Origin of the sequence: Escherichia sp. WS1368 (assembly GCF_046487485.1) — a bacterium.
Classification (GTDB): domain Bacteria; phylum Pseudomonadota; class Gammaproteobacteria; order Enterobacterales; family Enterobacteriaceae; genus Escherichia; species Escherichia coli.
The window spans coordinates 22,247-32,184 of record NZ_JBJQJI010000027.1; the positions used below are offsets into that span (position 1 = coordinate 22,247).

10 protein-coding genes are annotated in these 9,938 nt (G+C 50.6%); all 10 read left to right on the forward strand.

Annotated features, from left to right (window positions below):
* Positions 1 to 17 precede the first annotated feature (17 nt).
* On the forward strand, positions 18 to 278 hold the full coding sequence (locus tag ACJHYD_RS23315) for a conjugal transfer protein TrbE (RefSeq protein ID WP_000864348.1): 261 nt from the start codon (positions 18 to 20) through the stop codon (positions 276 to 278).
* Complete coding sequence (gene traF, locus ACJHYD_RS23320; protein ID WP_001030376.1) at positions 271 to 1,014, forward strand: type-F conjugative transfer system pilin assembly protein TraF; 744 nt, start codon at positions 271 to 273, stop codon at positions 1,012 to 1,014. Before ACJHYD_RS23315 ends, traF begins: the two co-directional genes overlap by 8 nt.
* A 160-nt stretch (positions 1,015 to 1,174) precedes the next feature.
* Positions 1,175 to 1,411 carry a type-F conjugative transfer system pilin chaperone TraQ gene (gene traQ / locus ACJHYD_RS23325; protein WP_001346259.1) on the forward strand — a complete coding sequence of 79 codons (237 nt, stop codon included), beginning with the start codon at positions 1,175 to 1,177 and terminating at the stop codon, positions 1,409 to 1,411.
* Entirely contained in the window at positions 1,398 to 1,943 is a 546-nt protein-coding gene (gene trbB / locus ACJHYD_RS23330; RefSeq protein WP_000052618.1) for a type-F conjugative transfer system pilin assembly thiol-disulfide isomerase TrbB, read from the forward strand. The genes traQ and trbB overlap by 14 nt, the downstream gene beginning before the upstream one ends.
* Positions 1,873 to 2,235, forward strand: coding sequence for a P-type conjugative transfer protein TrbJ (gene trbJ / locus ACJHYD_RS23335; RefSeq protein ID WP_001443292.1), 363 nt, complete (start codon positions 1,873 to 1,875; stop codon positions 2,233 to 2,235). The genes trbB and trbJ overlap by 71 nt, the downstream gene beginning before the upstream one ends.
* Complete coding sequence (gene traH / locus ACJHYD_RS23340) at positions 2,235 to 3,608, forward strand: conjugal transfer pilus assembly protein TraH (RefSeq protein WP_065800514.1); 1,374 nt, start codon at positions 2,235 to 2,237, stop codon at positions 3,606 to 3,608. The genes trbJ and traH overlap by 1 nt, the downstream gene beginning before the upstream one ends.
* Complete coding sequence (traG, locus tag ACJHYD_RS23345) at positions 3,605 to 6,427, forward strand: conjugal transfer mating-pair stabilization protein TraG (protein ID WP_053320755.1); 2,823 nt, start codon at positions 3,605 to 3,607, stop codon at positions 6,425 to 6,427. The genes traH and traG overlap by 4 nt, the downstream gene beginning before the upstream one ends.
* A 14-nt stretch (positions 6,428 to 6,441) precedes the next feature.
* A complete protein-coding gene (locus ACJHYD_RS23350) occupies positions 6,442 to 6,945 on the forward strand; it encodes a surface exclusion protein (RefSeq protein ID WP_053320762.1) in 504 nt (167 codons plus the stop codon).
* Positions 6,946 to 6,976: 31 nt separating this feature from the next.
* On the forward strand, positions 6,977 to 7,708 hold the full coding sequence (traT, locus tag ACJHYD_RS23355; RefSeq protein WP_000850424.1) for a conjugal transfer complement resistance protein TraT: 732 nt from the start codon (positions 6,977 to 6,979) through the stop codon (positions 7,706 to 7,708).
* Positions 7,709 to 7,960: 252 nt separating this feature from the next.
* Positions 7,961 to 9,938, forward strand: a 1,978-nt coding sequence (gene traD, locus ACJHYD_RS23360) for a type IV conjugative transfer system coupling protein TraD (protein WP_410228833.1), incomplete at its 3' end; no start/stop codon positions are given.

A 9,938-nucleotide genomic window follows, 5' to 3' on the forward strand; every position in this document is an offset into this window, starting at 1 on the left:
AATAACCGGGGGAAATGATGAAGGTCATATTCACTTCTAATCGTCTTGTTGATTTTCTTATCCGGCTTTTGATTACAGCGATTGTCATTTCCCCGGTAATTATCTGGTCGTGGGATACGGTAAAAGAAACCACTGCAGGTGAGATGCTTGCTGCCTGTTTTGTTATTTTTTACTCCGGTGTGCTCCTGTTTATTCTGTATTTTTGTTTTTCTGCCCTGACTGACCTGCAGAAACCTGATGATGAAAGAAAAAGTGATGAAAGGAATGAAGATGAATAAAGCATTACTGCCACTGTTACTCTGCTGCTTTATTTTTCCGGCGTCAGGAAAAGATGCAGGCTGGCAGTGGTATAACGAGAAAATAAATCCGAAGGAAAAAGAAAATAAACCAGTACCTGCAGCCCCCCGTCAGGAGCCGGACATTATGCAGAAACTGGCCGCACTGCAGACGGCAACAAAGCGGGCGCTGTACGAAGCTATTCTGTATCCCGGCGTGGATAATTTTGTGAAATATTTCCGGCTGCAGAATTACTGGACTCAGCAGGCCGGGCTTTTCACCATGAGCGCCAAAAAAGCCATGCTGGCGCATCCCGAACTGGACTATAACCTGCAGTACAGCCATTACAACGGCACGGTCCGGAACCAGCTGGCGGCAGACCAGGTGCAGCAGCGACAGGCCATTGCGAAACTGGCTGAACACTACGGCATCATGTTCTTTTACCGGGGGCAGGACCCCATCGACGGGCAGCTGGCGCAGGTCATTAATGGCTTCAGGGATACCTATGGTCTGAGTGTTATTCCCGTTTCCGTGGATGGCGTGATTAATCCGCTGTTGCCGGATTCCCGGACTGACCAGGGGCAGGCGCAGCGCCTCGGCGTGAAATATTTCCCGGCCATGATGCTGGTTGACCCGAAACAGGGCAGTGTTCGTCCGTTATCATACGGTTTTATTTCGCAGGACGACCTGGCAAAACAGTTCCTGAACGTTTCTGAAGATTTTAAACCGAACTTCTGAATTACGGATATTTTCCGTTCGTCAGTAAATTCCATTAATTCTAAACCTGATAATAATTCACCATTTATTCCGGTAGTCCCTTATTTAATTCTCTGTATGACAGGAGAGTTTTACTGTGCATAAATATAAATTCTCTTTACCCCGGCTTGATATTACGGGAATGTGGGTATTTTCCCTGGGTGTCTGGTTTCATATCGTCGCCCGTCTTGTTTACAGCAAACCCTGGATGGCTTTTTTTCTGGCGGAGTTGATTGCGGCCATCCTTGTGCTGTTCGGCGCATACCAGGTGCTGGATGCATGGATTGCCCGTGTCAGCCGGGAAGAGCGTGAGGCACTGGAAGCCAGGCAACAGGCCATGATGGAAGGGCAGCAGGAGGGCAGACATGTCTCTCATTAAATCACTGTTGTTCACCCTGTTGCTGGCAGCCGCTGCCGTGCAGGCCTCCACCCGGGATGAAATTGAACGACTCTGGAATCCGCAGGGCATGGCCGCGCAGCCTGCACAACCGGCAGCAGGCACGTCAGCCAGGACAGAAAAGCCAGCCCCCCGCTGGTTCCGCCTCAGCAACGGCAGGCAGGTTAACCTGGCCGACTGGAAGGTGGTGCTGTTTATGCAGGGGCATTGCCCTTACTGTCACCAGTTTGACCCGGTACTGAAACAGCTGGCACAGCAGTACGGCTTTTCCGTTTTTCCCTACACTCTGGATGGTCAGGGGGATACCGCCTTTCCGGAGGCATTGCCGGTGCCACCGGACGTGATGCAGACCTTCTTCCCGAATATCCCGGTGGCCACACCGACCACCTTCCTGGTCAACGTCAACACGCTTGAGGCATTACCGCTTTTACAGGGGGCAACGGATGCTGCCGGTTTTATGGCGCGGATGGATACCGTTCTGCAGATGTACGGAGGGAAAAAAGGTGCGAAATAAGCAGGTGGTGTTACTCATTGCCGGAATATCCGGCATCGCGACGGGAATAATCGTCAGCCTGAATATCCCCTTTATCCATCAGGGGCTTTTTTATCCCGCCAGCCCTGTAGAAATTGTCGTTTCGCTGTGCCTTACCTTTTCTGTTTCTGTTGTGTTTTTTGTGGGGGCAATTGTGGGATGGATTTCGGTGTCTGAAATATATTACAGCCGCAGGACTGGACGGAAATATCGGGATATTCCTGCTGAAATGTCGTATGCGCCGGGAGAACAAATTAAGGGAGGGCAAGAATGATGCCACGCATTAAACCTCTTCTGGTTCTTTGTGCTGCTTTACTGACGGTCACACCCGCAGCGTCAGCGGATGTGAACAGCGACATGAATCAGTTCTTTAACAAGCTGGGCTTCGCCTCCAATACCACACAGCCGGGCGTCTGGCAGGGGCAGGCCGCCGGTTATGCTTACGGTGGCTCCCTGTATGCCCGTACTCAGGTCAAAAATGTTCAGCTGATTTCCATGACGCTGCCGGATATCAATGCCGGATGTGGCGGCATCGACGCCTACCTCGGCTCGTTCAGTTTTATTAATGGCGAGCAGCTGCAGCGTTTTGTTAAGCAGATTATGAGCAATGCTGCCGGTTACTTTTTTGACCTTGCCCTGCAGACAACGGTGCCGGAAATCAAAACCGCAAAAGACTTCCTGCAGAAAATGGCAAGCGACATTAACAGTATGAACCTCAGTTCCTGCCAGGCGGCACAGGGGATTATCGGCGGGCTTTTCCCCCGGACGCAGGTGTCCCAGCAGAAAGTCTGTCAGGACATTGCCGGTGAGAGCAATATTTTTGCTGACTGGGCGGCTTCCCGGCAGGGATGTACCGTTGGCGGGAAATCTGACAGTGTCAGGGATAAAGCCAGCGACAAGGATAAGGAGCGGGTGACCAAAAACATCAACATCATGTGGAATGCGCTTTCCAAAAACAGAATGTTTGACGGCAACAAAGAGCTGAAAGAGTTTGTGATGACGCTGATCGGCTCACTGGTGTTTGGTCCTAACGGCGAAATCACACCCTTGTCAGCCAGAACCACTGACCGCTCAATTATCCGGGCCATGATGGAAGGCGGCACAGCAAAAATTTATCACTGCAACGATTCTGATAAATGCCTGAAAGTGGTGGCAGACACACCGGTGACCATCAGCCGGGATAATGCACTGAAGTCTCAGATTACTAAACTTCTGGCCAGCATTCAGAACAAGGCGGTCAGTGACACGCCTCTGGATGACAAGGAAAAAGGCTTTATTTCCAGTACCACCATCCCCGTCTTCAAATACCTGGTTGACCCGCAGATGCTCGGTGTTTCCAACAGTATGATTTACCAGCTGACGGACTATATCGGTTACGACATCCTGCTGCAGTACATTCAGGAGCTGATACAGCAGGCCCGGGCGATGGTGGCCACAGGAAATTATGACGAAGCAGTTATCGAACATATTAACGACAACATGAATGATGCCACCCGGCAGATTGCGGCGTTTCAGTCGCAGGTGCAGGTACAGCAGGATGCGCTGCTGGTTGTCGATCGTCAGATGAGCTACATGCGTCAGCAGCTTTCCGCCCGCATGCTCAGTCGTTACCAGAACAACTATCACTTCGGAGGGAGCACGCTGTGAATGAAGTTTATGTGATTGCCGGTGGTGAGTGGTTGCGGAATAACCTGAACGCCATTGCCGCCTTTATGGGAACCAGGACGTGGGATTCCATTGAAAAAATTGCGCTCACATTGTCTGTTCTCGCGGTGGCCGTGATGTGGGTACAGCGGCACAACGTGATGGATTTGCTGGGCTGGGTGGCCATGTTTGTGCTTATCAGCCTGCTGGTTAATGTCCGCACATCGGTGCAGATTATTGATAACAGTGACCTGGTCAAAGTTCACCGGGTGGATAATGTACCGGTCGGACTGGCGATGCCACTTTCACTGACGACCCGTATCGGGCATGCAATGGTGGCCAGTTACGAGATGATCTTCACGCAACCGGACAGTGTCACCTACAGCAAAACGGGGATGCTGTTTGGCGCAGAACTGGTATCAAAAAGCACTGACTTTTTGTCTCGTAATCCGGAAATCGCCAATCTTTTCCAGGATTATGTGCAGAACTGCGTGATGGGGGATATTTACCTGAACCACAAATACACGCTGGAGGAGCTGATGGCCTCCTCTGATCCCTACACGCTGATTTTTTCCCGTCCCAGTCCGCTGCGGGGCGTTTATGACAGCAATAATAATTTCGTAACCTGTAAGGATGCGTCGGTTTCGTTGAAAGACAAGCTGAATCTGGACACACAGAGTGGCGGAAAAACCTGGCATTATTATGCCCAGCAGTTATTTGGTGGTCGCCCTGATCCGAACCTGTTGTTCAGTACGCTGATTGGCGACAGTTACCGTTACTTCTATGACTCAAGTAAATCAGCCAGCCAGATCATCCGCCAGAATGTCACCATTAATGCGCTGAAGGAGGGGATCACCAGTTATGCAGCACGTAATGGTGACTCAGCCAGCCTGGTGAATCTGGCCACCACGTCATCGATGGAGAAGCAACGTCTGGCACATGTCTCCATCGGTCATGTGGCGATGCGGACACTGCCCATGACGCAGACCATCCTGACGGGGATCGCCATTGGTATTTTCCCGCTTCTGGTACTGGCGGCTGTCTTCAACAAACTGACGCTGTCCGTCCTGAAAGGCTATGTGTTTGCCCTGATGTGGTTGCAGTCATGGCCAATGTTGTACGCCATTCTGAACAGCGCCATGACATTTTATGCGAAGCAGAATGGTGCACCGGTGGTGCTCTCGGAAATTTCACAGATACAGCTGAAATACTCCGATCTGGCTTCCACTGCCGGGTATCTTTCCATGATGATCCCGCCATTATCCTGGATGATGGTCAGGGGACTCGGGGCCGGATTTTCCAGTGTGTACAGCCATTTCGCTTCCTCTGCTATCAGCCCGACTGCCAGTGCGGCAGGTAGTGTGGTTGATGGTAATTACTCCTACGGCAACATGCAGACGGAAAACGTGAACGGATTCAGCTGGAGCACCAACAGCACCACGTCGTTTGGTCAGATGATGTACCAGACCGGCAGTGGCGCAACCGCCACACAGACCCGTGACGGTAATATGGTGATGGATGCAAGCGGAGCGATGTCCCGGTTACCGGTCGGTATCAATGCAACGCGTCAGATTGCGGCGGCACAACAGGAAATGGCCCGGGAAGCATCGAACAGAGCAGAAAGTGCCCTGCATGGGTTCAGCAGCAGTATTGCCAGTGCCTGGAACTCGCTCAGTCAGTTTGGTTCTAACCGGGGGAGCAGTGATTCTGTCACCGGTGGTGCTGACAGCACGATGAGCGCACAGGACTCCATGATGGCCAGCCGTATGCGCAGCGCAGTGGAAAGCTATGCGAAGGCGCATAATATCAGTAATGAGCAGGCGACAAGAGAACTGGCATCAAGAAGTACGAGAGGTTCTGCGGGGATGTATGGCGATGCTCATGCTGAATGGGGGGTTAAACCTAAAATTCTTGGTGTTGGTGGTGGCGTAGGTGTTAGAGGTGGTGGTCGGGCAAGTATTGACTGGAGTGATGAGGATGCGCATCAGGCCAGCAGTGGTTCACGGGCCAGCCATGATGCTCGCCATGATATCGATGCCAGGGCTACACAAGACTTTAAAGAGGCCAGCGATTACTTTACCAGTCGCAAGGTCAGTGAATCCGGCAGCCATACGGACAATAATGCCGATTCCCGTGTGGACCAGCTGTCTGCAGCCCTGAACTCAGCAAAACAGAGTTACGACCAGTACACGACGAATATGACCCGCAGCCATGAATATGCTGAAATGGCATCCCGTACTGAAAGCATGAGTGGGCAGATGAGTGAAGACCTGTCGCAACAGTTTGCACAGTATGTGATGAAACACGCGCCGCAGGATGCCGAAGCTATTCTGACAAACACCAGTTCACCGGAGATTGCAGAACGCCGTCGGGCTATGGCGTGGTCTTTTGTTCAGGAACAGGTGCAGCCTGGTGTTGATAATGCCTGGCGTGAATCCCGTGGGGACATCGGTAAAGGAATGGAGAGCGTACCTTCGGGTGGTGGCAGCCAGGATATTATTGCTGATCATCAGGGGCATCAGGCCATTATTGAGCAAAGAACGCAGGACAGTAATATCCGTAATGATGTAAAACATCAGGTTGATAATATGGTCACAGAATACCGAGGCAATATCGGAGATACTCAGAGCAGCATACGTGGCGAAGAAAATATTGTAGGAAGACAGTATTCTGAACTACAAAATCACCATAAAACAGAGGCATTATCTCAGAATAATAAATATAATGAAGAAAAATCGGGTCAGGAAAGAATGCCCGGGGCTGACAGTCCACAGGAACTGATGAAAAGAGCAAAGGAGTATCAGGATAAGCACAAGCAATAATATTGTATGGGGAGATGATAATGAAAAATTTAGCTCATATTGCTCTGGTGACGGTGATACAGTTCATTGCCTGTTATCTGGCTGATTGGGGGAGTGCCGAAACAGTTTTTATCCTGTGCTTTATTGTACTATGGCAGGGATTGTTTATATGGTTATTTTCTCAAATACGAAAAAAACGGCATGTGTCGGATGAGTTTAAATTCAGTAAAGGCGTTTGGTATATACTGATGCCAGTATCTTCCTTACTCTCTCCGTTATTAAGCCTGATGGTTTTTATCATTGGTACACTATACGAATTAAGGCGAATTAGTGGTTGTGTAAGTGTAAGAGAATGGATGCAATCTCAGGTAAATGAACAAACTAATGAAGATTTGCATCTGGATTTTGATGATGTGAATTTTGATTATGTGGATTTTTATCGTACTAATCCGGCAACAGGATTAGCTATGCATGGAGGATTTGATTCAGCAGGAAATACTTTTGGGACTTGTTGGCAGGACTATGATGGCAGGCGATAAGAAAACTGTGGTTTGTAATAAAGGTAATTTGATGAAAACAAAAAAATTGATGATGGTTGCACTGGTCAGTTCCACTCTGGCCCTTTCAGGGTGTGGTGCGATGAGCACAGCAATCAAGAAGCGTAACCTTGAGGTGAAGACTCAGATGAGTGAGACCATCTGGCTTGAACCCGCCAGCGAACGCACGGTATTTCTGCAGATCAAAAACACGTCTGATAAAGACATGAGTGGGCTGCAGGGCAAAATTGCTGATGCTGTGAAAGCAAAAGGATATCAGGTGGTGACTTCTCCGGATAAAGCCTACTACTGGATTCAGGCGAATGTGCTGAAGGCCGATAAGATGGATCTGCGGGAATCTCAGGGATGGCTGAACCGTGGTTATGAAGGCGCAGCAGTTGGTGCAGCGTTAGGTGCCGGTATCACCGGATATAATTCCAGTTCTGCCGGTGCCACACTCGGTGTGGGCCTTGCTGCCGGTCTGGTGGGTATGGCTGCAGATGCGATGGTGGAAGATGTGAACTATACCATGATCACGGATGTGCAGATTGCAGAGCGTACTAAGGCAACGGTGACAACGGATAATGTTGCCGCCCTGCGTCAGGGCACATCAGGTGCGAAAATTCAGACCAGTACTGAAACAGGTAACCAGCATAAATACCAGACCCGTGTGGTCTCAAATGCAAACAAGGTTAACCTGAAATTTGAAGAGGCGAAGCCTGTTCTCGAAGACCAGCTGGCCAAATCAATTGCAAATATTCTCTGATTATCTTCCGGAGGCTGGTCTGACCGGCCTCCTGACTGACGCCTCGCTTTGCTCGTTGTCCAACCCCGGGGAGAAATAAAATAAATTTTATTTCTCCCCGGCGTTTCCGAAATAAATATGAAAACACTGAGCGGTTGTGCAAATTCTTTGTGCGACCGTGAAGTGTTGCCGGCGAAGCCGGAATTTAACGGTTATTAATCTTTTCATCATTAATAATCAGTCCGACTGACTTTCTTTCTTCGGAATATCATCATGAGTTTTAACGCAAAGGATATGACCCAGGGCGGTCAGATTGCGTCCATGCGTATCCGCATGTTCAGCCAGATCGCCAATATCATGCTTTACTGCCTGTTTATTTTTTTCTGGATACTCGTTGGTCTGGTTTTATGGGTAAAAATAAGCTGGCAGACGTTTGTGAACGGCTGTATTTACTGGTGGTGTACCACGCTGGAAGGCATGCGGGATTTAATCAGGTCCCAGCCGGTCTATGAGATCCAGTATTACGGCAAAACCTTCCGGATGAACGCTGCTCAGGTACTGCATGATAAATATATGATCTGGTGCGGAGAGCAGCTATGGTCCGCATTCGTTCTGGCCACAGTTGTGGCACTGGTTATTTGCCTGATTACCTTCTTTGTTGTCTCCTGGGTTCTGGGGCGTCAGGGTAAACAACAGAGCGAAAATGAAGTCACAGGTGGTCGTCAGCTGACAGACAATCCGAAAGACGTTGCCCGGATGCTGAAAAAAGACGGCAAGGACTCCGATATACGGATTGGCGACCTGCCGATTATCCGGGATTCCGAAATCCAGAACTTCTGTCTGCACGGCACGGTCGGGGCCGGTAAGTCGGAAGTTATCCGTCGTCTGGCCAACTACGCCCGTCAGCGTGGAGATATGGTGGTGATTTATGACCGTTCAGGGGAATTTGTTAAAAGTTACTATGATCCCTCCATCGATAAAATCCTGAATCCGCTGGATGCCCGCTGTGCCGCCTGGGATTTGTGGAAGGAGTGCCTGACACAGCCGGATTTTGATAATACCGCGAACACGCTGATCCCGATGGGCACAAAAGAGGACCCGTTCTGGCAGGGTTCAGGACGTACCATTTTTGCGGAAGCGGCGTACCTGATGCGTAATGACCCCAACCGCAGCTACAGCAAACTGGTGGACACACTGCTTTCCATCAAAATCGAAAAACTGCGTACCTTCCTGCGTAATTCACCGGCGGCCAACCTGGTGGAAGAGAAAATTGAGAAAACGGCGATTTCCATCCGTGCTGTGCTGACCAACTACGTGAAAGCCATCCGTTACCTGCAGGGGATTGAGCATAACGGTGAGTCTTTTACCATCCGTGACTGGATGCGTGGTGTCCGGGAAGATCAGAAAAACGGCTGGCTGTTTATCTCGTCGAATGCCGACACCCATGCCTCCCTGAAGCCGGTGATCTCCATGTGGCTGTCCATTGCCATTCGTGGTCTGCTGGCAATGGGAGAAAACCGTAACCGTCGTGTGTGGTTTTTCTGTGATGAGCTACCCACGTTACACAAACTGCCGGACCTGGTGGAGATCCTGCCGGAAGCCCGTAAGTTCGGTGGCTGTTATGTGTTTGGTATCCAGTCCTATGCCCAGCTGGAAGATATCTACGGTGAGAAAGCGGCTGCCACGCTGTTTGACGTCATGAACACCCGTGCCTTTTTCCGTTCTCCCAGCCATAAGATTGCAGAGTTCGCTGCCGGTGAGATTGGTGAGAAAGAGCACCTGAAAGCCAGCGAGCAGTATTCCTACGGTGCTGATCCGGTACGTGACGGGGTATCGACCGGTAAGGATATGGAGCGCCAGACGCTGGTCAGTTATTCCGACATTCAGTCTCTGCCGGATCTGACCTGTTATGTCACCCTGCCCGGACCGTATCCGGCAGTAAAACTCTCTCTGAAATATCAGACACGACCGAAGGTCGCTCCGGAGTTTATTCCGCGTGACATCAACCCGGAAATGGAGAACCGTCTGAGTGCCGTACTTGCCGCAAGGGAAGCAGAAGGTCGTCAGATGGCCAGCCTCTTCGAACCGGATGTGCCGGAAGTTGTTTCCGGAGAAGACGTGACTCAGGCTGAACAGCCGCAACAGCCGCAACAGCCGCAACAGCCGCAACAGCCGCAACAGCCGCAACAGCCGCAACAGCCGCAACAGCCGCAACAGCCGCAACAGCCGCAACAGCCGCAACAGCCGCAAC

Coding starts and splice junctions, on each gene's coding strand:
- ACJHYD_RS23315 (WP_000864348.1), top strand. CDS start 18: ATGAAGGTCATATTCACTTCTAATCGTCTTGTTGATTTTCTTATCCGG.
- traF (WP_001030376.1), top strand. CDS start 271: ATGAATAAAGCATTACTGCCACTGTTACTCTGCTGCTTTATTTTTCCG.
- traQ (WP_001346259.1), top strand. CDS start 1,175: ATGTGGGTATTTTCCCTGGGTGTCTGGTTTCATATCGTCGCCCGTCTT.
- trbB (WP_000052618.1), top strand. CDS start 1,398: ATGTCTCTCATTAAATCACTGTTGTTCACCCTGTTGCTGGCAGCCGCT.
- trbJ (WP_001443292.1), top strand. CDS start 1,873: ATGCTGCCGGTTTTATGGCGCGGATGGATACCGTTCTGCAGATGTACG.
- traH (WP_065800514.1), top strand. CDS start 2,235: ATGCCACGCATTAAACCTCTTCTGGTTCTTTGTGCTGCTTTACTGACG.
- ACJHYD_RS23350 (WP_053320762.1), top strand. CDS start 6,442: ATGATAATGAAAAATTTAGCTCATATTGCTCTGGTGACGGTGATACAG.
- traT (WP_000850424.1), top strand. CDS start 6,977: ATGAAAACAAAAAAATTGATGATGGTTGCACTGGTCAGTTCCACTCTG.